The following is a 19858-nucleotide window of genomic DNA, read 5'->3' as shown; positions in this document are numbered from 1 at the left end:
CATCGAGGTGAAATTCGCGCCTTCATGCTGGCGATGGGCGGCGGTTCCTGTTACAAGTTCACCGAACCCCATAGCGGAGGACTTTCCATGCGCAAGGGCCTGATCGAGCGCACGACACACGAGACCAAAATTGAGGTCGAACTTAACCTGGACGGCGCCGGACAGTATGATATCGAGACCGGAATCGGGTTTCTCGATCACATGCTCGAGCAACTGTCGCGCCATAGCCTGATCGACCTTCGCGTCAAAGCCGTCGGCGACACACATATCGACTTTCACCACACCACCGAAGATTGCGCACTGGCGATCGGCGAGGCGTTTTCTGCGGCCTTGGGGGAGCGTCGGGGGATTACCCGCTACGGCGCGGCGCTGGCGCCGATGGACGAGACGTTGACCCGTGTCGTGCTCGATATTTCGGGCCGCCCCTATCTGGTCTGGAAAGTGAGCTTCCTGCGCGATAAATTAGGCGAAATGGACACCGAGCTGTTCAAGGAGTGGTTCCAGGCGTTCGCCCAGGCGGGCGGCGTCACGTTGCATGTCGAAAATTTCTATGGTGAAAATAACCATCACATCGCGGAAAGCGCTTACAAGGCGCTGGCGCGGGCGCTGCGCCAAGGGATCGAAATCGACCCGCGTAAGCGCGACGACGTGCCCTCGACGAAGGGGGTGTTGGGCGGTTCGCTTTGAGATCCCGGTCGCCGGCGGGAAGAAAAAAGTAACGGCGGGAGACGCGTATGAAAATGTTCACCGTGCATTATCGCACCGCCGATCGGGACGCGGACCTGATCTTGGTCAAGGAGGGGTTTTGCGGGCCGGCGTTTTTTTTCGGGTTTTTGTGGCCGCTGGCGCATCGAATGTGGACCGCGGCGGCGGTTTTTTTCGTCGCCCAGCTTTTGGTTCAGATCGGGGCGGCGCTTTTGGGTTTGGGGGCGGGCGAAAGTGTCGTGCTCAGTGTCGCGTGCGCCGCGATCCTCGCCTATCTGGCTAACGACCTCAGGCGAAATGCCCTGCGCCGGGCGGGCTATCGCGACAGGGCGGTGGTTCTTGGGCGCACCGCCACCGACGCCTTTCGCCGCTATCTCGACCGCGCGCCTCATGATGTTTTGCTGGCGTTGTCGCAATGATGCGCTCTAGAAAGGACGCCGCAAGCACAAAGGGAAAACAATGAAACGACGCCTATTTTCACTGCGCCATGATATAGAGGCGGCCCGCCATGGTTAAGGCGGTGATCATCGACTATGGGTCGGGCAATCTGCGTTCCGCCGCCAAGGCGGTCGAAGTGGCGATGCGCGGCGAGGGCTTGGCGGGGCGCGTGGTTATCTCCTCGCGGCCGGAAGACGTGGCCGACGCGAGCCACGTAATTCTGCCCGGCGTCGGCGCCTTCGCCGACTGCATGAGCGGCCTGCGCGCGGTGGACGGCATGATTGAGGCGATGACGGAAGCCGTGCTCGACGGTGGGCGGCCGTTTCTGGGCATCTGCGTCGGCATGCAGTTGTTGGCCGATACCGGACTGGAGCACGGCTCGTGGCCCGGCTTGGGCTGGATCGGCGGCGAGGTTCGGGCCATCGTTCCCAATGACGCGAAGCTGCCCGACGGTGTGACGCTGAAGGTGCCGCACATGGGGTGGAACGATTTGCGTATGCTGGCCACCGACCACCCCGTCTTAAAGGGGGTTGAAAGCGGACGGCACGCCTATTTTGTTCATTCATATCATTTCGTGCCCAGCAATCCGGCGCATATCCTGGCCCAGGCCGATTATGGCGGCCCGATAAACGCGATCGTCGGACGTGATAATCTTCTGGGGACACAGTTTCATCCCGAAAAAAGCCAAGCGGTGGGCCTGCGCTTTATCGCCAATTTCCTCGAATGGGACCCCTCATCATGACCCGCGTTGCGATCATCGGAAACGCCGGGGGCGGAAAATCCCCCCTGGCGCGGCGGCCAGTGAAGAGCGGGGAGGTGACGACGTACCGGGCCGCTGATCGGGTTCAATGGTTGCCGAAGCCGGCCTCCGTGCGCGCGGTCTGTTGGACTTGGTGAATAGGTATGTCGCGAATCGGGACGTGTTTCATATCCGTTCGGTGCGCGAACTCAAGGCGTTTCGGCGGGCGCACGGCTGTTAAGGGGATGGGTGAAGAAAGATGATTTTTTTTCCGGCGATCGACCTGAAGGACGGACAGTGCGTGCGTTTGTTGCGCGGCGAAATGGACAAGGCGACGGTGTTCGCCGACGACCCCGGCGCGCAGGCGCGCGCCTTCGTCGATCAGGGTTGTGAATGGATTCATGTCGTTGATTTGAACGGCGCCTTCGCGGGCAAACCCGTCAACGCCGACGCGGTTCGGCGTATTTTGGCCGAGGCGCGGGTTCCGGTTCAGTTGGGCGGGGGAATTCGCACCTTGGAGACCATCGATTTTTGGCTGGAGGCGGGTGTGCGCCGGGTGATCTTAGGCACGGTCGCCTTGCGCGACCCGGATTTGGTGTGCCGGGCCTGCGCCCGCTACCCAGGGCGGGTCGCGGTCGGTATCGACGCCAAGGACGGCTTCGTCGCCGTCGAGGGCTGGGCCGAGGTTTCCCGGATTACGGCCCACGATCTGGCTTTGCGTTTCGAAGACGCCGGGGTGGCGGCGATCATCTTCACCGATATCGCCCGCGACGGCCTGATGGCCGGTCCCAATCTGGACAGCACCCTGGCGCTGGCGCAGGCGATTTCGACGCCGGTGATCGCGTCGGGCGGGGTCTCGTCGATGGATGATCTGCGGGCGCTGAAGGCGCGCGGCGGCGCCCTTTTGGAGGGGGTTATCAGCGGGCGCGCCATTTACGATGGGGCGATCAAGGTCGGTGACGCGGTGGCTCTGCTCAGGGACGCCGCCTGAGGAAGGTTTGAAAAATGAGGAAACGGTCATGTTGAAAGCCCGGATTATTCCCTGCCTCGACGTCAATGGCGGCCGCGTGGTCAAGGGGGTGAACTTCGTCGATCTCGTTGACGCGGGAGACCCGGTCGAACAGGCGCGCCTATACGACAAGGCGGGCGCCGACGAGTTGACCTTTCTCGACATCACTGCCAGTTCGGACAACCGCGACACCATTTTCGACGTCGTGGCGCGCACCGCCGAACAGTGCTTCATGCCCCTGACCGTGGGCGGCGGCGTACGTCGGACCGAGGATATCCGTAAACTTTTGCTGGCCGGCGCGGACAAGGCGTCGATCAACACGGCGGCGGTAAAAAATCCGGAATTTGTACGCGAGGCGGCGCAAAAGTTCGGCTCGCAATGTATCGTCGTGTCGCTCGACGCGAAAACCGTGGGGTCGGGAAAGTATGAAATTTTTACCCACGGTGGGCGAAAACCGACGGGGATCGACGCGGTGGCGTGGGCGCGCCGAATGGCCGAATACGGGGCCGGGGAAATTTTGCTCACCTCGATGGACCGCGACGGCACCCGCCAAGGCTTCAATATCGAACTGACCCGCGCCATCGCCGACGCCGTGCCGGTGCCGGTGATCGCGTCGGGCGGCGTCGGCACGCTGGACCATCTGGTCGAGGGCGTGCGCGACGGTCACGCCTCGGCGGTGTTGGCGGCGTCGATTTTCCATTTCGGCACGTTTACTGTCGAGCAGGCTAAGCGGCACATGATCGCGTGCGGTATCCCGATGCGCATGGACGGCTATGAAGACGGAGCGGCGGCATGACGACATCCCCTCGGGACGCCCGTATTCTGGATGGCTTGTTCGAGACCGTTCTCTCGCGCCGGGGTGGCGATGCCTCGGCGTCGTGGACCGCCAAACTGTTCGCCAAGGGACGCCCGGCGATCGCGCAGAAAGTCGGCGAGGAAGCGGTCGAAACGGTGATCGCCGCGATCGCCGAGAAACCGGAAAACCTGACCGCCGAAAGCGCCGATCTGTTGTATCATTTGTTGGTGTTGTGGGCGGACGCCGGGATCGCGCCCGGGGACGTCTGGGCGGAGCTTGCCCGCCGTGAGGGAGTTTCGGGCGTCGCCGAGAAAAACGCCCGCCCGAAGCGTCACGATGGCGAGGAGAGCAAAGATGACATCTGAAATACGTTACGACCGCGATAATGTGTTCGCTAAGATCCTGCGCGGGGAAATTCCCTGCGATAAGGTTTACGAAGACGATCACGTGCTGGCGTTCAGGGATATTGCGCCGCAGGCTCCGGTTCATGTCCTGGTTATCCCCAAGGGTCCGTATATCTCATTGGCGGATTTTTCCACCATCGCGTCGCCGGATGAAATTGCCGAATTTTTCGCCGCGGTGGGCAAGATCGCGTCCGATTTAGGCCTCGACGATCCGGGGTACCGGATTTTGGCCAATCACGGCAGCGACGGTGGCCAAGAGGTGCCGCATTTTCATGTCCATATTTTCGGCGGTAAAAAACTGGGTGCGATGCTGCCCAAATAGAGTTAAAATCGCGTCCTCGCGCCCGAGGTTACGACCGGGACCGCGCTGGGGTCGCGCCAGGGTCGCGCCGGGGTCGCGTATGGGATCGGATCATGGACGCCTACAAAAAAAATGCCGTTTTAACGTGTCCACATTGCGGGCTGAGGCAAGGCGTCGTCATGGCGACGCAGGCCGTCGTTTCCAACGTTCAGTGCAATGGATGTGGACGTACGATCCGGGCGAAGGACGGCGAGCATTGCGTCTACTGCGCCCATGGCGATACCCCCTGCCCGCCCGCCCAGCGGGAAAAGGAAGAAAAAGACTACTGTTGGGGCTGCACCTCGGGTTTGGCCGGTTAGCGCGCCGCCTATTCGGTGACGCGAGCCAGGCCGCGCAGCCGGCGGGTCAGCGTGGTAATTAGGAAATGCAGGACCTTGTCGTTCTCTTGTAGGATCGCCAAGCGGTCGGTCAGGTCGTCTTGCGAAACCACGATCAATTCGGTGTCGGCGTTGGCCCGCGCCGAGGCCATGCGCGGCTGGCTGTCGATCAGCGACATTTCCCCGATCAATTCGCCGCGGCCGACGCTGGCCAGCAGTTGCTCACCGTCACTGCGGGTACGGAAGATATCGATCGTCCCGGAGACGATCAGGTAAGCCTCGTCGCCGGGTTCGCCTTCGCAAAAGAGAATTGCGCCCTGGGCCAAGCGTAATTTTCCGTTTGTGGGATTTTTCTTGGTGGCATCTTTTTCGGCGGGATCCGCGGCCGGTTTTTTTGTAGAAACCCGGGCGGACGTCCCCACCAGGGCTCGGCGTGGCGACGACGCGGCGGCGCTGTTTTTAGGCGCGAGAGCGTCGGCGATTTTGCCTAGCGATAAAGTGAAGGCGCGCTTCAGCTCATGGGACATGACGCTCATGCCGAGCCGCTCGCGTAGCGAGTCGATGCCGGTCAAACGTTCCGCGTCGGCGACGCTCTCGGGAAAAAGGTCATAGATGGTGCGCAACTGGGCGACCAATTGAGAAAATTGGGCGCGCACGACGTCTTCATATTTCTTGCCCAGGTCGGAGCCGGTGAGGTCGAGCAAGACCCCCAGGCGGGCGGCCTGCGTCGGCATTAGATACAGGGCCTGGCGAACGGCGGTGTCGATCGGCAGGTCCGCACCCTCGTCGCCGAGCAGGACCTTGGCGCGCAGGACCACCGCTTCGCTCATCGGGGGGCCGCCGAGCATCCCCGCCGGCTCCACCAGATCGCGGACCAGTGAGATAAAATCCTTGCGATCGCTGTCGCGCCCCTCGCGCGTTAACGGACGCACGCCGCCCAGGCCTTGGGCGACACGGCCCAACAAAATCTTGCGGCTGATGGGAAGATCGTGATGGGCGAACGCCTCGGTCAGTATGTCGAGTTCCTCGGGGGCGTATTTCGGCGCCCGATAATGTCCGCTGGTGACTTGGATGAAGACCCGCCAAGCGTCGATGGCCGTCGGCGGTGCGCCGAAAATATCGCGCAGGGCCTCGCCGCCGTCGAGAATCTCGCCGAGCGCCTCATCGACATAGCGCAAGGACAGATCGTTGGCGGTGGTTTCCAGCAGCTCGATCAAGGCGCGGATCTTCTGGCGCCAGTTGCTGCCCGAAAGGAACATCGCCAGCATGGCGTAGGCGTGGTAGTCCCACTCTTTCTCGGGGGTCGAGGCCTTGATTTTTTTCAGCGCCGTGTCCAGGCCCCTTTCCCCTAGCAAGGCGCAGTGGACCTGGGCCTTTTCGCTGTCGCGCGCGCGGGCCCGGATTTTTTGCGCCGCGCGGTACAGGACATCCAGCCGGTCCGCGGGTTTTTCGTCGTTTTGACGGGCCTGAACGGTGGCGACGGCTTGCATGGCGCCGACATAGAAACCGTCCATGCGTTCCAGAGCGTTGAGGTGGGGGCGGTTGAATAAAAGTTCGAGGGCGGTTATGCCGTGGCGATCCAGGTAGGCGCGGGCCACCCGGCCGATGACCAGACGCGCGGGAAACCGGTAATAGTCCATCAGCCGTTGGCACGGTTCGGCGCTGGTGAGTTGGCCGACCTTCAGGGGCTTTTCGTTGAGCATCACGGAACGTTCGAAAATGACCCGTTCGGTCTTCCAGCCGTCGCGCAGTTCGGTGACCCGAACCCCCGCATACTCACCCGAGGCGACGAAATTTTCGGCCGTTTCCATGGCTTCGGAACGCTTCTGCGTCGAGGTCTCGATAATCCAGCGCGCCCCCTTGCCCGTTAGAACCTCGAAGGTGCTTTGTGTCCATCCTGCCTTGGCCATTCGCCAGGGTGTCTCCCGGTCAAGAGCATCGTTTCTTTATGGTAGGTATTTTTTGCATCGGCCATTTTCAATTTGAATGATCTTATCGGCGAAGCTTTTTTCTTCTTAAGGTTCTGGAAGATTTTGCTTTTGGTCATGCCGTGGCGAGGGCGCCGCCGTGACGGATGCGTCGATAGCCGAGGGCTTCGGCGATGTGTTCGCGCCCAGTTTCCGGCGCTTCGTCAAGGTCGGCAAGGGTGCGCGCGACCCGTAGCACGCGGTGATATCCGCGCGCCGACAGGTGGAATTTCGCCGTCGCCTGACTCAGCAGTGTTTGGGCGTCACCGGCCAAGGCCATGGTTTTTTCCAAGGTCGCGGCGTCGATGCCGGCGTTGGTGAGGGGTGTGTTTTCCGCCGAAATTTCCTTTTCATAACGCTGGCGTTGACGGGCGCGCGCGCGGATCACGTGCGCGCGGATATCGATGCTGCGCCGCGCCGCGCCGGGGCGCGCCAGATCGATGGCGTCAAGTGCGGGAACCTCTACCGTGAGATCGATACGGTCGAGCAGCGGGCCGGAGATACGGGCCTGATAATCCTCGGCGCACTTCGGCGCCCGCGAGCAGGCGAGAGCGGCATCGTCGAGATGGCCGCAACGGCACGGGTTCATGGCCGCGACCAATTGAATGCGCGCGGGGTAGCTGACGTGGGCATTGGCGCGGGCGACGTTGACTTTCCCGGTTTCCAACGGCTGGCGCAGGGCGTCGAGGGCGGTGCGGGAAAATTCGGCGAACTCGTCGAGAAACAAAACGCCGTTGTGCGCCAGGGAAATCTCGCCGGGTCGAGCCCGCCGACCGCCGCCGACCAGGGCGGGCATGGAGGCGCTGTGATGGGGGTCGCGAAAGGGGCGGCGCTGAATAAGGCCGTCGTCGGGCAGTGCGCCGTAGACCGAATGGATCATGCTTACATCCAACGCCTCGGCAGGGGTAAGGTCGGGTAAGATGCCGGGCAGGCGCGCCGCCAACATGGATTTTCCCGAGCCGGGCGGGCCGATCATGAGAAGGTTATGCCCCCCCGCGGCGGCGACCTCCAGGGCTCTTTTAGCGCTTTCCTGACCCTTGACGTCGGCCATGTCCGGCCCCGGCGGACGGTCCCTCTGTAGGCGGGGCGTCGGTGGCGAGAGTACGCAGGCGCCCTTGAAGTGGTTGATCAATCCGAGCAGGCTGTCGGGATTGAGGATCGCGATATCTCCCGCCCATGCCGCCTCGCCGCCTTGGGCGTGGGGGCAGATCAGGCCGCGTTCCAGCGCGGCGGCGTGAATGGCGGCGGGCAAAATTCCGGCGACCCTGGTCACCGCGCCGTCTAGCGCCAACTCGCCCAAGGCGACGAAGTCTTCCAGGGCGTCCGGCGGAATGATGCTCATGGCGCTGAGCAGGCCGAGCGCGATCGGCAGGTCGAAATGGCTGCCTTCCTTCAGGGTGTCGGCGGGAGAAAGGTTGATCGTGATTCTTTTCGGCGGCAGGGCGACTCCGATCGACCCCATCGCTGCGCGGACCCGTTCGCGCGCTTCGGAGACCGCCTTGTCGGGCAGGCCGACAATCGTAAACGAGGGCAGCCCCGAAGCCATCTGCACCTGAACGTCGACGCTAAGGGTGTCGATGCCCTGAAAGGCGACGGTGGTCACACGGGCGATCATGGGGTCCCTCTTTCATCCGCTTCATCCGCCGAAATCGTGCCTTGGCCCACCTTATCGGTTGAAATTTTATTGACGATCGCGATCAAAATAGCCCCCCCCCCTCGCCCGCTCACCTCCCCGGGTGCGAGGAGTCGAGTGTACGGGGATAGGGGAACCAAAACCAGAGAAAATCAATACCCTTAGGGTGATGGAGCGAAATTTTCAGGGCCATTTTTTATGGGAGGTTCGGGCGCGCGGACCCTCCTTGCGTTGGCGTTGGCGGGCGTCCTAACCGCAATATTTTTCCTTGCGTCGTATCGGGCTCCTTGTTCTACTACCGAGCTGTGGGCTCTCAAGTGCGAGCGGCCTTGACCGAACAACGGGGCAAAAGACTCCGAACCTTTAAAATAGCTGTAAACACCGAAAAACCGACAGGGTAGGGCGCGTATTTTTCAAATGCGTTGCTGGAAACGCGCAGGCTGGGCATGGCGGCCCTAGGCCGGTGGTGGGACGCGCGCCGAAGGCGTCGTCGTAAGGTGAGAGCGTAAAATGACGCCGTGGGTTCTCGAGACCAGGGATTTGTCCAAAAAATTCGAGGGCTTTATCGCCGTCGATAAGGTGAACTTGCGTGTTCGGCGTGGGTGTATTCACGCCCTGATCGGCCCCAATGGCGCGGGAAAAACGACGGTTTTCAATTTGTTGACCAAATTCGTCACCCCTTCGGAGGGGCGTATTTTGTTTAATGGAGAGAATATCACCCGAGAGAAGCCCGCCGATATCGCATTGCGCGGAATTATCCGTTCTTTTCAAATATCGGCCGTCTTTCCCAACCTTACCTTGTATGAAAACGTCCGCGTCGCTCTGCAGCGTCGCCTTGGAATTTCGTACTATTTTTGGAGACCGGAATCCACCTTGGATGCATTGCGGGAACGGACTTTGGCGCTGTTGGCGGCGGTTGGTCTTGAGGCGCTCGCCGATACCCCTACTTCGGCGCTGGCGTACGGACAGAAGCGCGCGCTGGAAATTGCCACGACCCTGGCGCTCGAACCCGAGTTGATGTTGCTTGACGAGCCGACGCAGGGCATGGGCGCGGAAGACGTCGAAAAAATTACCGAACTGGTGCGCACGGTTGCGGCTAGCCGCACCGTGTTGATGGTCGAACACAACTTAAAAGTCGTGGCGACGCTCGCCGACACGATTACCGTCTTGCAGCGTGGCGCTATTTTGGCCGAGGGCAGTTATGACGAAGTGTCCAATGACGCCCAGGTGATGGAGGCCTATATGGGGAACGCGCATGCCTGATCAGCGGACTCTCGCCTCACAGGCAAGCCCCGCCCCTGCCGCCGCCGCCGAGGACCTGCTTTCGGTGGCCGATTTGCATGCTTATTACGGCGAGTCCCACGTTCTTTATGGGGTCGATTTCACGGTGCGCCGGGGCGAATTGGTGACCCTGCTCGGGCGCAATGGATCGGGCCGCACCACGATTCTTAAATCGGTATTGGGGCTGGTTGGTCGGCGCTCGGGCTCGGTGCGCGTCGCCGGGCGGGAGGCCATAAACCTGCCCCCGCATCGCATTGCGCGCCTTGGTGTCGGCTATTGCCCCGAGGAACGGGGGATTTTTTCCCGCCTGACGGTGGAGGAAAATTTGCTGCTGCCGCCGGTGGTGAAGGACGGCGGCATGAGTCTGGATGAAATCTACGCCCTTTTCGCCAACCTTTTGGAAAGGCGAAAAAATATCGGCACTCGGCTGTCGGGTGGAGAACAACAGATGCTGGCGATGGCGCGCATCCTGCGTACCGGGGCGGATCTTCTTTTGCTTGACGAGATTACCGAGGGTCTGGCTCCGGTGATCGTTCAATCCCTGGGGCGGCTGATTCGCCAACTCAAGGTGCGGGGCTATACTATTGTTCTGGTCGAGCAGAACTTCCATTTCGCGGCCGACCTTGCCGATCGACATTATGTGGTCGATCGGGGCCGTATCGCGGAAATGATCCCCAAGGAAAAGCTGGCGCAAAGCCAGGAACTGCTTAACGGCTATCTTGGGGTTTAGAGTGAAATAAAAAACAATCAACATGGCGAGGAGTCACATCATGAAAAAAGGGCTTGTGCGAGCCGCGCTGAGCGCGGCGTTTGTGGGGGCGTTTGTGGGTATGTCGGCATTTCCCGGCAGCGCCTTGGCGGCGGGAATTTCCAATGACGTGGTGAAAATCGGAGTGCTCACGGATATGTCCGGGGTTTACTCCGCGATCGGTGGCGAGGGCAGCGTGACCGCCGCGAAAATGGCGGTCGCCGATTTTGGCGGCACGGTGCTCGGCAAACCGATCGACGTCATTTCCGCCGATCACCAAAACAAGCCCGACATCGCCTCGACCAAGGCGCGGCAATGGGCGGATACCGATCATGTTGACATGATCACCGGGCTTTTGAATTCCGGCGCCGCGATCGCGGTGCAAAAGATCGGCACCGAAAAGAAAATGATCACGATGGCCACCGGGGCGGGCAGCACGGCGTTGACCAACAAGGACTGCGGACCCTACGGAATTCATTACGTCTACGATACATATTCCCTGCCCAAGGTCGCCGGTAGCGCCATCGTTCAGCACGGCGGTAAGACATGGTTCTTCCTTACCGCCGACTACGCCTTCGGCCACTCCCTGGAGAAAAATACCGCCGCCTTTGTTAAATCCCAGGGCGGCAAAGTATTAGGCCAGGTCCGTCACCCCCTGGCGACCGCCGATTTTTCCTCGTATTTGCTGCAGGCCCAGGCTTCGGGCGCGAAGGTGATCGGTCTCGCCAACGCGGGCGGCGATTTTGTCAATGCGGTCAAGCAGGCCCGCGAATTCGGTATCGTTCAAGGCGGGCAGACCATCGCCGGGATGCTGGTTTTTCTCAGCGACGTTAAAAGCCTCGGCCTGGATGTCGCCCAGGGCATGGAGTTCGCCACCAGTTTCTATTGGGATCGCGATCCGGCGTCGCGCGCATGGTCGAAGCGTTACTTCGCCAAGACCGGGGCGATGCCGACGATGGATCAGGCCGGGGTCTATTCCGCCACCATGACCTATCTGAAGGCGATCAAAGCGGCGGGAACCGACGATCCCGACGCGGTGATGAAAACATTGCGCGGGATGAAAATCGACGATTTTTTCTCGATCAACGGCCATCTGCGCGCCGATGGAACCATGGTTCACGACATGTTCCTGGTCGAGGTCAAGAAACCGTCCGAATCGAAGGGTCCCTGGGATCTGCTTAAGGTGATCAAGCAGGTGCCGGGCGATCAGGCGTTCATGCCGATGTCCGAAGGGACGTGCCCCCTGGTCAAGGCGGGTGGCGGCGCCGGCACAGGCGGTTACTAAATCTCGTCCACGCGCCCCGGACCGGCGGTTTCCGCCGGTCCGGGGACGCAAGTATGAAGAGCCGATAATGCATTTATCCCTTCAGATGGTTCTGGCGCAGATGATGCTGGGGCTGAACACGGGCGCTTTTTACGCCGTGCTCAGCCTTGGGCTGGCGGTCATCTTCGGCCTGTTGAACATTATCAATTTCGCCCATGGCGCCTTGTACATGTTGGGGGCGTTCGTCGCCTTGCTCGGTTATAACAAACTGGGTCCCCTACTTGGCGTTCCCGGTCTGCACTTGAATTACTGGGCCGCTCTTCTCGTCGCCCCCCTGGTCGTCGGGGCGCTGGGCATGGCGATCGAAAAAACCATGCTCAAGCGTCTTTATAAGGTCGATCACCTTTATGGGCTTTTGCTGACTTTTGGCTTGGCGTTGATCCTGCAGGGGGTGTTCACCAACTATTTCAACGTGTCGGGAACGCCCTACGGCGGCAAACCGGAAATTCTCGGCGGTGCGCTTAACCTCGGGTTCATGTGGTTTCCCACCTATCGATTGTGGTCGATCGGTCTTTCACTGGTCGTCTGTTTCGCCACCTGGTTTGTCGTCGAGCGCACCAAGCTGGGATCGTACCTGCGTGCGGGCACGGAAAACCCCGCCCTGGTGCAGGCCTTCGGGGTCAACGTGCCGCTGATGATCACGTTGACCTACGGCTTTGGCGTCGCTCTGGCGGCGTTCGCCGGGGTGGTGGCGGCGCCGATTTATTCGGTCAGCCCGATCATGGGCTCGGAAATGATCATCACCGTTTTCGCCGTCGTGGTGATCGGCGGCATGGGATCGATCATGGGTTCCATTATCACCGGGCTTTCCTTGGGCATGCTTGAGGGGCTGACCAAAGTGGTCTATCCGCCGGCATCCAATACGGTGATTTTTTTCATGATGATCGTGGTGTTGTTGGTTAGGCCGGCGGGCCTTTTCGGCAGGGAACAGTAGGGAGTCTGGTGTGAATAAAATGCTATGGGCGGGGCTGGTTTTGCTCGGACTGGTCGCGCCGTTTGTGATTTATCCGGTCTTTCTGATGCAATTGCTTTGCTTCGCCCTGTTCGCCTGCGCGTTCAATTTGTTGATCGGCTATACCGGTCTTTTGTCGTTCGGCCATGCCGCCTTTTTCGGTGGTGCGGCTTATATTACGGGTTATCTGGTCAAAACCGCGGGCCTGACGCCGGAACTGGGCATTCTCGCCGGCACGGCGGTGGCGGCGCTGATGGGGCTTGTCTTCGGTTTGGTGGCGATCCGCCGCCAGGGCATTTATTTCGCCATGATTACCCTAGCCTTGGCCCAGGTGGTTTATTTTATCGCCCTCAAGGCCCCGTTTACCGGCGGCGAGGACGGCCTGCAGGACGTTCCCCGGGGCATGTTGTTGGGCATCGTCAACCTGGGGCATGCCTATCGCATCCATGGCGAACCGTTGGAGCTGAACCTGTATTATTTCGTGTTCGCCGTTTTTATCTTCGGTTTCTGGGTGATCTATCGCGCCGTGCACTCCCCGTTCGGCCAAGTGCTCAAGGCGATCCGCGAGAACGAACCACGGGCGCTCTCGTTGGGCTATCGGGTCGATCGCTTCAAATTGCTCGCCTTTGTCCTGTCGGCGGCGCTGGCGGGGATGGCCGGGGCGACGAAAGCGCTGGTTTTCCAACTCGCCTCATTGACCGACGTTAGCTGGCAGGCGTCGGGCGAGGTAATTTTGATGACCCTTCTGGGCGGGCTGGGCACGATATTGGGGCCGGTGGTGGGGGCGTTCACGGTGCTGACTTTGCACTCCGAACTGAGCGCTATCGGCTCGTGGGTGACGGTGGTGATCGGTGCGACGTTTGTCGTCTGTGTGCTCGCGTTCCGTCGCGGGTTTGTTGGCGAACTGGGAAAAATACTCAAACGCGCCTTGTAGGGGGCCGGTTGTTACGGCGGCGCGCGTCGTGTTTGGGATTAACGGAAGTTGGCATTAACCATAAAATAGCCATAAAAATGTAAAATAATTGCTCTACCGTAACAAGTGTGGCTAGTGTGGCCAAAGGCGGTCCGTGAAGAATCCAAAATTTTTGACGATCTTTCAAGGAGGTCCGAATGCAGGTATTCTCCAGAACAATCGTTTGCTACGCCATCTATCGTGACGGCGACCTTTTCGAACAAGGCCGCGCCACCCGCGCGGAGGCGCGGGGACGTGTCGCGCGGCTCGTCCATCTTCACCCGGATTTTGAATGGACGACCGGCACGTCGTTGGTTCCGGGCTTCACTGCGGTTTCAGGCTCCAGCCCCGCCCCGAGGTTCGTTCCGGCGTCGCGGGTTTTGCACTAGGGTCAGGACCTATTAATCTGCTAATCTGCTGCTAGGCCTTTCCCGCCCGTTGCGAGAGATTCAGGCCTGGTCGCGGCGTCGGGATTCGATGGCGTCCCACAGGCGCGCTTCCAGGTGGACATCGTCAAAACGGTTGATTTCCTGAAGTCCGGTCGGTGAGGTGACGTTGATTTCGGTAAGATAGCCGCCGATGACGTCGATGCCGGTAAACACCAGCCCTCGCGCACGCAAATCCGGACCAATCGTTTCGCAAATAAAATGTTCCCGTTCGGTCAGGGTTGAAGGCTCGGGTCTGCCGCCGGCGTGCATGTTGGATCGGGCGTCCCCCTCGGGCGGGATGCGGTTGATCGCGCCCGCGGCCTCGCCATCGATCAGGATGATCCGCTTATCGCCGCCGCGCACGTCGGCCAGATACGCCTGGGCCATGACCGGCTCGCGATTGACGCCTTGGAACATATCCAAGAGAGCGCCGAGGTTTTCGTCGTCCGGGCGCAAATGAAAAACCCCCGCCCCACCGTTGCCGTAAAGCGGTTTGATGATGATGTCCTTGTATCTGCCGCGAAAAGCCTTGATTTGTTCGCGGTCGCGACTGATCAGAGCGGGCGGAATCAGGCCGGGGAAACGGCTGGTGTACAATTTTTCCGGATTGTTGCGCACTTCGGCGGGGTTGTTGACCACAAGGGTCTTGGGGTGGACGTGCTCCAATAAGAAAGTCGCCGTGATGTAGGCCATGTCGAAGGGTGGGTCTTGGCGCATCAGCACGACATTCATGTCGGCGAGATCGATCATGGTTTTCTCGCCCAGGGTAAAATGGTCGCCCTTTTTGCGCCGCACTTCGAGCGGACGCGCGCGCGCCAGGACGCGGACCCCCGCGTTCGCGCTTTCGAGACCAAGATCGTCAGGGTGGTAGACGAACAGCTTGTGGCCGCGTTTTTGCGCCTCAAGGGCAAGCACGAAGGTGCTGTCGGCGTCGATATTGATATCGGCGATGGGGTCCATTTGGATGGCGACATTAAGGCCCATGGGGAGGTTCCTGCGGATGTGGGGCGATGCCATGGCGAGGCATTGCATGGGATGAGATGGTATGTTTCCTAGCGTAGCGGCCGAATTTTCGGGCTTCCCAGGCCGGGTGGACGGGAAAGGCGCGCGCGAAGGTCCTGCAGCAGAACCGAGGTTTGATAGCGCCGGGTGTCGTCGGAGGCTTTTGCGAGGAAAACTTCGAGTGCGTGCACGGCCTCTTCGACCTGTTCGAGTCTGGCGTGAAGCACGCCGGCGTCACGCCATAAAATAGCGCGACCGGGATCGATGGCGCGCAAAATTTCGGTGGCGCGTAAGGCGTTGTGGTGGTCTCCGTCGAGCAGGTATCTGTCCTTGAGGGGGCTATGCATGTGGTACAGGAGTTCGCGGGAGGATAGGGTCCCGCATTGCTCGAACGCCAGTTCCACGCCATCGCCCTCTTCCGCCTTGAGCATAGCGCGCAGTTCGTGTGGCTCCAGTTGTTGGCCGCCATAGTACGGGTCGATGATGATCCGTTGTTGAGCGCCCAGACGGAGCATCGGACGTGTTGGAAAATGGATGGCCTCGGCGGTCCAGCCCAGGGTGTTGGCGACATGTAGATACAGCGCCACCAGGGACGGCGCGGAACCCGCACGCCGATCGATCACGGAGGAAAACAGGGTGTCGTCGGGGTCGAATTCATGATCCAGGTTACCGGCGGCATAACCGTAGCGACGCGCCAGGACTTGGCAAAGTGCTTCGGCCTGAATGACGGTGCGATCGCCGTCATCGCCGGCATAGCTGCGCACGTCGCGCACCAGAACGTCCAGATGGCGCAGGTAGGCGGCCATCGGAAAATCGGAAAGCCGGGCCCCCTGTCCGATCTGCGCGCGACTTATCTCAAGCGCCGCGACGCCGATGACGATGTCGTCATCCGCCATTTTTCCGATTGCCACCAAGGGGTCGTGGCTACGGGGTGGATCGGACTTGCGCCGCGCGGTCATGACGGCCTCTTGATGCGGACGTGATTGACGACGGCGCGGACATAGGCGATCGAACGGGCGTGGGCGAGGACGCGGTCCAACTCACCTTGATTTTGTGCGATGCCGATCATATACACCGTCCCCCCAACCGTTTCGATGGCGTAATTGATGGCCATGACCGACTTGTCGAAGGTTAGCTCGGTTTTCAGTTGAGCAGTGATCCAGCTGTCTCGCGCGGTGTCCAGAAGGCTTCCCTTGTCGGTGACGATGATATCGTTAATGACGTCCCGCACACCATCGACTTTCCACGCCAGGGCGACCGCCTCGGTGCGTATTTTTTCGTCGTGAACTTGGCCGGTCAGCATGGCGCGTCCGTCATAGACCTCCAGCCCGACCTCGGCCGGCAGGTGGTAATCGGCCCGGAGCCAAAGGTCGAGAATGCCGCCCGTGATGCGCAGGTCGCGCGCAGCACCGTCAACGCCGCGCTCTTCGTAGGCGGCGACCCCGGTGGCCGCGCCCGCCCCGACCGCCAAGCCCAGGGGGGTGCATCCGCCGAGGGCGAGCAGGGCGAACAAAAGTCCGTTCGCCGCGCCACGGCGCAGGGGCGTCGAAAAAAATACGGAGGGCGTGAACGTGTTGCGGTTCATTGTGGTGGAATCTCTGCATTGATCTTGGGCGGAGACGTTCGGCGCGCGGACGCTACCGGCGTCCACGCCGATTGTAAGCGGTGAGGGAGACCGGAGGCAACGGTCAAGGCGGCCAAGGTAAAAAATGGAGGCCGCACTATTTTGGGAAAGTTCAAAAAATCGACGAGAGTTCAGGTCGGATGCTACTCTCCCATCCACCAAGCATTTTGTAAATGATGGGTGCGTACGCCACTGACGAAAATGGCGTCGAAGCGCATGTCGAGATCGGCGAGATCGGGGCGGGTTTGCACGAAGGCCTGGGCGGTGTGTTCGATACGGCGACGTTGGCGGGCGGTGATGGCGTCCCGAGCGTCTTCGATGTGGCGGCGTGTTTTGACTTCGATGAAACACAGCCGCTCGCCGCGCCGGGCGATAATGTCGATTTCACCGGTTACGGCGCGCCAGTTGCGGGCGACGATGGCGTAGCCCTTGGCGCGCAAGAAAAGGGTGGCCAGCTCCTCGCCGCGTTTTCCGGTGCTGTGGCTGGTCATGCGTCGTCGGTGGGTGACGCGGTCTCCCGCGGCAGCGCCAAGGCGCGGCGATAAACCCGTTTTCGCGCCACGCCGGTGCGATGCGCCACCTCGTCCACGGCGTCGCGTAGGGTGTGGTCTCGCAGGGCGTCGCCGAGTAGGGCGTCGAGAGCCTCGTCGGAGGGGGCGTCTTTCGCGCGCGCGCCCTCGACGACGACGACGACCTCGCCTTTCGGGGGACCGTTTTGGGTATAGAAATCGGCGAGATTGTGAAGACTCTCCGAACGCGCCTCCTCGAACAGCTTGGTCATCTCTCTGGTCACGCAGGCTTCGCGTTCGCCCAGGACGTGGGCGGCGTCGCCGAGCATTTTGGGCAACCGTTTCGCGCTTTCCATGATCACCAAAGTCGCCTTGATATCCTTGATGTCTTCCAGGGCATGGCGGCGCGCCGCCTGTTTGGGGGGTAAAAAACCGACGAAAAGGAACCTGTCGCTGGGCAGGGCGGAAAGTTGCAGTGCGCTGAGTACGGACGAGGCTCCGGGGACCGTGGTCACGTCGAGACCCTCCTCCCGGCACTGGCGCACCAGCTTGTAGCCGGGATCGGAGACCAAGGGCGTCCCGGCGTCGGAAATCAAAGCCACGCTGTCGCCGTTCCTGAGATGTTCAAGGATCACGGGACGCATCGATGCCGCGTTGTGATCATGGTATGAAATAAGCGTGCGCCGTATGGCGTGCGCCGCCAGAAGTTTGGCGCTGACGCGGGTATCCTCGCAAGCCAGCACGTCGGCTCGGGCGATGACGTCCAGGGCGCGCAGGGTAATATCGCCGGCGTTTCCGATCGGGGTGGCGACGAGATACAGCCCTCCCGGCAAAGCTTGTTTAGGCGGTTTACTCCCCTCTGCCATGGAGTTAGGCTCTGTGGCCGATAGGGAGCCGTGAGATGATGGGGTTGATGCACCGGATGACGTTTCGAGCTTTTTTGAAGAAATATTTCGCCGTGCGGCCATGGGTGCTGATCTCGGGTCTTTTGGGGTTGACGCTGCTGTTGAGCGCGTGTGAGTCTGGCCAATTCTTGCTGGGGAAGCAAGGGGGCAATCAAGGCCCGGTCCTATCCGCCCCACCGTCGAGCGGGACGCGGCCCGCCGCCCCGACGGTGCCCCGTCCCCCCGCACCGAAACCGCCTGCCCAACAGCCGAAATTACCGACGCTGGAGGAAATTCTGAAAGGCCTGGGCACCCCGAAAGCGCCCGGCCAAGCTCAAGGCCCGGCGGGAATTTCCGCACCTCAAGGCGTGCGCACGGCATTGCTGCTGCCCCTGAGTGGAGCCAATGCACGGGTCGGCCAAGCGATGCTTAACGCGGCGCAAATGGCGTTGTTTGATTTTGCCAAGGATGGTTTCGAGATGACTGTCCACGACACCCAGGGTACCCCGGATGGCGCGCGCGCGGCGGCCCAGGCGGCGTTGGCCGAGGGCGCGCGTTTGATCATGGGGCCGCTTCTATCCGGTTCGGTCCGCGCGATCCAGGATATCGCCCGTCCCGCGGGTGTGCCGGTTTTGGCTTTTTCCAACGATCGTTCCGCCGCCGCGCCGGGCGTCTATACGTTGGGATTTTCCCCCGGCGACGAAGTGACGCGTGTCGTCGATTATGCGATTTCAAAGGGTGCAAGCCGATTTGCCCTGCTCGCGCCCGATACCGAATATGGGCGCGTGGTTTCCCGGGCGTTGCGTCAGGCGACCCTTGACCGCGGGGCGCGCGTCACCGCCGCCGCGCTTTACGATCCCGCCGCCCGGGATTATAGCGCCGTGGTACGCCGCATCGCCGATTACGACAGCCGCCACCGGGCGCTGCTCGATCAACGCCGCGCTCTTGAGGTGCGCAATGACGAGGCTTCGCGTTTGGCGCTGAAACGCCTAAAGGGGTTGGTGACTTTGGGCGATTCGCCGTTCGACGCCGTGGTGTTGGCCGATGGCGGCAAGCGTCTGACGGCGATCGCCGCCCTGCTGCCGTTTTACGATATCGATCCGCAAAAGGTGCACATCTTGGGCGCGGGACAGTGGGATGCGCCGGGAATTGGCGCCGAGCCGGCCCTTTTGGGGGGCTGGTACGCCGCCCCGGCGCCGCAACTTCGGGCGGATTTCGTCCAACGCTATAAGCAGGTCTATGCGGTCAACCCGCCCCGTGTGGCGACGCTGGCCTACGACGCCTGCGCCCTTGCCGTGGTTTTGGGCGCCCGCGAGGGAGGTCCGGCCTATAGCCCCGCCGACTTGACGACATCGACCGGTTTCGTTGGGCGCGATGGCATTTTTCGCTTGATGCCTGACGGCAGCGTTCAGCGAGGGTTGGCGGTGCTTGAGGTGGGGCGCCATTCCTCGCGCGTGATCGATCCGGCGCCGAAGGCTTTTCCCTAGGTCAGGACCTCTTCATCTGATGCGTCTGGTTTGTGAAAAATGTCACAGGCCTAGGAGAAGACTTGCCGGAAGTGCCGTTCACTTTCAAAAGTCTTCGACGACGTTCCTGGGGCATTTTTCACAAATTCCTGCGGGACGGGATGAGTTTAAGTGCGGATGTCGTTGGAAAATCCTTGCAATGAGGGCCATTGCGGCGGGTTTTCCGCCTAACCCACACTTAAATTCATCTCCGCCGGACGCATCAGATTAAGAGGTCCTGACCCTAGCCGTTGCGCGGTTTTTCCCGGTCCCGGTCCCG

The 19858-nt window shown here is 61.1% G+C and carries 22 protein-coding genes; 15 read left to right on the top strand and 7 right to left on the bottom strand.

Annotated elements, in window-relative coordinates; all coding sequences use genetic code 11:
- The first annotated feature begins 87 nt into the window (after nucleotides 1-87).
- From hisB to P3M64_RS09160, 8 genes are all read left to right on the top strand, one after another.
- Nucleotides 88-687: an imidazoleglycerol-phosphate dehydratase HisB gene (gene hisB / locus P3M64_RS09195; RefSeq protein WP_132937905.1), complete on the top strand. Its 600-nt coding sequence runs from the start codon at nucleotides 88-90 to the stop codon at nucleotides 685-687.
- A gap of 47 nt (nucleotides 688-734) precedes the next feature.
- The gene (locus P3M64_RS09190) at nucleotides 735-1124 is read left to right on the top strand and encodes a DUF2628 domain-containing protein (RefSeq protein ID WP_132937624.1); all 390 of its coding nucleotides are present in this window, start codon (nucleotides 735-737) and stop codon (nucleotides 1122-1124) included.
- Between the two features lie 89 nt (nucleotides 1125-1213).
- Entirely contained in the window at nucleotides 1214-1885 is a 672-nt protein-coding gene (hisH, locus tag P3M64_RS09185; RefSeq protein ID WP_132937625.1) for an imidazole glycerol phosphate synthase subunit HisH, read from the top strand.
- 256 nt (nucleotides 1886-2141) lie between these two features.
- A complete protein-coding gene (gene hisA, locus P3M64_RS09180; protein WP_132937626.1) occupies nucleotides 2142-2873 on the top strand; it encodes a 1-(5-phosphoribosyl)-5-[(5-phosphoribosylamino)methylideneamino]imidazole-4-carboxamide isomerase in 732 nt (243 codons plus the stop codon).
- A gap of 28 nt (nucleotides 2874-2901) precedes the next feature.
- Nucleotides 2902-3687, top strand: a complete 786-nt coding sequence (hisF, locus tag P3M64_RS09175; RefSeq protein WP_132937627.1) for an imidazole glycerol phosphate synthase subunit HisF — start codon at nucleotides 2902-2904, stop codon at nucleotides 3685-3687.
- Nucleotides 3684-4052, top strand: coding sequence for a phosphoribosyl-ATP diphosphatase (locus P3M64_RS09170; protein WP_132937628.1), 369 nt, complete (start codon nucleotides 3684-3686; stop codon nucleotides 4050-4052). The genes hisF and P3M64_RS09170 overlap by 4 nt, the downstream gene beginning before the upstream one ends.
- On the top strand, nucleotides 4042-4413 hold the full coding sequence (locus P3M64_RS09165; RefSeq protein ID WP_132937629.1) for a histidine triad nucleotide-binding protein: 372 nt from the start codon (nucleotides 4042-4044) through the stop codon (nucleotides 4411-4413). The genes P3M64_RS09170 and P3M64_RS09165 overlap by 11 nt, the downstream gene beginning before the upstream one ends.
- Nucleotides 4414-4505: 92 nt before the next feature.
- Complete coding sequence (locus P3M64_RS09160) at nucleotides 4506-4751, top strand: GDCCVxC domain-containing (seleno)protein (RefSeq protein ID WP_132937630.1); 246 nt, start codon at nucleotides 4506-4508, stop codon at nucleotides 4749-4751.
- 8 nt (nucleotides 4752-4759) lie between these two features.
- Here the strand turns inward: P3M64_RS09160 and P3M64_RS09155 are convergent, their stop codons facing one another.
- Nucleotides 4760-6679 carry a cyclic nucleotide-binding domain-containing protein gene (locus P3M64_RS09155; RefSeq protein WP_132937631.1) on the bottom strand — a complete coding sequence of 640 codons (1920 nt, stop codon included), beginning with the start codon at nucleotides 6677-6679 and terminating at the stop codon, nucleotides 4760-4762.
- Between the two features lie 133 nt (nucleotides 6680-6812).
- Nucleotides 6813-8351 (bottom strand): YifB family Mg chelatase-like AAA ATPase, encoded by a 1539-nt coding sequence (locus tag P3M64_RS09150; RefSeq protein ID WP_132937632.1) that lies wholly within the window; start codon nucleotides 8349-8351, stop codon nucleotides 6813-6815.
- 528 nt (nucleotides 8352-8879) lie between these two features.
- Between P3M64_RS09150 and P3M64_RS09145 the strand changes: the two genes are divergently transcribed.
- The 6 genes from P3M64_RS09145 to P3M64_RS09120 all read left to right on the top strand — a co-directional run bounded on the left by P3M64_RS09145 (nucleotide 8880) and on the right by P3M64_RS09120 (nucleotide 14015).
- On the top strand, nucleotides 8880-9632 hold the full coding sequence (locus P3M64_RS09145; protein WP_132937633.1) for an ABC transporter ATP-binding protein: 753 nt from the start codon (nucleotides 8880-8882) through the stop codon (nucleotides 9630-9632).
- Nucleotides 9625-10380, top strand: coding sequence for an ABC transporter ATP-binding protein (locus P3M64_RS09140; RefSeq protein ID WP_132937634.1), 756 nt, complete (start codon nucleotides 9625-9627; stop codon nucleotides 10378-10380). The genes P3M64_RS09145 and P3M64_RS09140 overlap by 8 nt, the downstream gene beginning before the upstream one ends.
- A gap of 40 nt (nucleotides 10381-10420) precedes the next feature.
- Nucleotides 10421-11683: an ABC transporter substrate-binding protein gene (locus tag P3M64_RS09135; RefSeq protein WP_207893077.1), complete on the top strand. Its 1263-nt coding sequence runs from the start codon at nucleotides 10421-10423 to the stop codon at nucleotides 11681-11683.
- 67 nt (nucleotides 11684-11750) lie between these two features.
- Entirely contained in the window at nucleotides 11751-12656 is a 906-nt protein-coding gene (locus P3M64_RS09130; RefSeq protein ID WP_132937635.1) for a branched-chain amino acid ABC transporter permease, read from the top strand.
- A 19-nt stretch (nucleotides 12657-12675) separates the two neighbouring features.
- Nucleotides 12676-13608: a branched-chain amino acid ABC transporter permease gene (locus tag P3M64_RS09125; RefSeq protein ID WP_132937907.1), complete on the top strand. Its 933-nt coding sequence runs from the start codon at nucleotides 12676-12678 to the stop codon at nucleotides 13606-13608.
- A gap of 176 nt (nucleotides 13609-13784) precedes the next feature.
- On the top strand, nucleotides 13785-14015 hold the full coding sequence (locus tag P3M64_RS09120) for a hypothetical protein (RefSeq protein WP_132937636.1): 231 nt from the start codon (nucleotides 13785-13787) through the stop codon (nucleotides 14013-14015).
- Between the two features lie 60 nt (nucleotides 14016-14075).
- On the opposite strand, the gene gshB is transcribed toward P3M64_RS09120, so the two are convergent.
- From gshB to rsmI, 5 genes are all read right to left on the bottom strand, one after another.
- Entirely contained in the window at nucleotides 14076-15038 is a 963-nt protein-coding gene (gene gshB / locus P3M64_RS09115; RefSeq protein ID WP_132937637.1) for a glutathione synthase, read from the bottom strand.
- A gap of 68 nt (nucleotides 15039-15106) precedes the next feature.
- Nucleotides 15107-16015 (bottom strand): transglutaminase family protein, encoded by a 909-nt coding sequence (locus tag P3M64_RS09110; protein WP_132937638.1) that lies wholly within the window; start codon nucleotides 16013-16015, stop codon nucleotides 15107-15109.
- Complete coding sequence (locus P3M64_RS09105) at nucleotides 16012-16641, bottom strand: BON domain-containing protein (RefSeq protein WP_132937639.1); 630 nt, start codon at nucleotides 16639-16641, stop codon at nucleotides 16012-16014. The genes P3M64_RS09110 and P3M64_RS09105 overlap by 4 nt, the downstream gene beginning before the upstream one ends.
- Nucleotides 16642-16823: 182 nt before the next feature.
- Nucleotides 16824-17171 carry a YraN family protein gene (locus P3M64_RS09100; protein WP_132937640.1) on the bottom strand — a complete coding sequence of 116 codons (348 nt, stop codon included), beginning with the start codon at nucleotides 17169-17171 and terminating at the stop codon, nucleotides 16824-16826.
- On the bottom strand, nucleotides 17168-18055 hold the full coding sequence (gene rsmI, locus P3M64_RS09095; RefSeq protein WP_243644661.1) for a 16S rRNA (cytidine(1402)-2'-O)-methyltransferase: 888 nt from the start codon (nucleotides 18053-18055) through the stop codon (nucleotides 17168-17170). The genes P3M64_RS09100 and rsmI overlap by 4 nt, the downstream gene beginning before the upstream one ends.
- 35 nt (nucleotides 18056-18090) lie before the next feature.
- Here rsmI and P3M64_RS09090 point away from each other — a divergent pair, with 35 nt between their 5' ends.
- A complete protein-coding gene (locus P3M64_RS09090) occupies nucleotides 18091-19560 on the top strand; it encodes a penicillin-binding protein activator (RefSeq protein WP_132937642.1) in 1470 nt (489 codons plus the stop codon).
- The last annotated feature ends 298 nt before the right edge of the window (nucleotides 19561-19858 follow it).

Source organism: Varunaivibrio sulfuroxidans (genome assembly GCF_029318635.1).
Taxonomy (GTDB): domain Bacteria; phylum Pseudomonadota; class Alphaproteobacteria; order Rhodospirillales; family Magnetovibrionaceae; genus Varunaivibrio; species Varunaivibrio sulfuroxidans.
The sequence above is the reverse complement of the archived record's forward strand: the minus strand, read 5'-3'. Positions and strand labels throughout refer to the sequence as shown.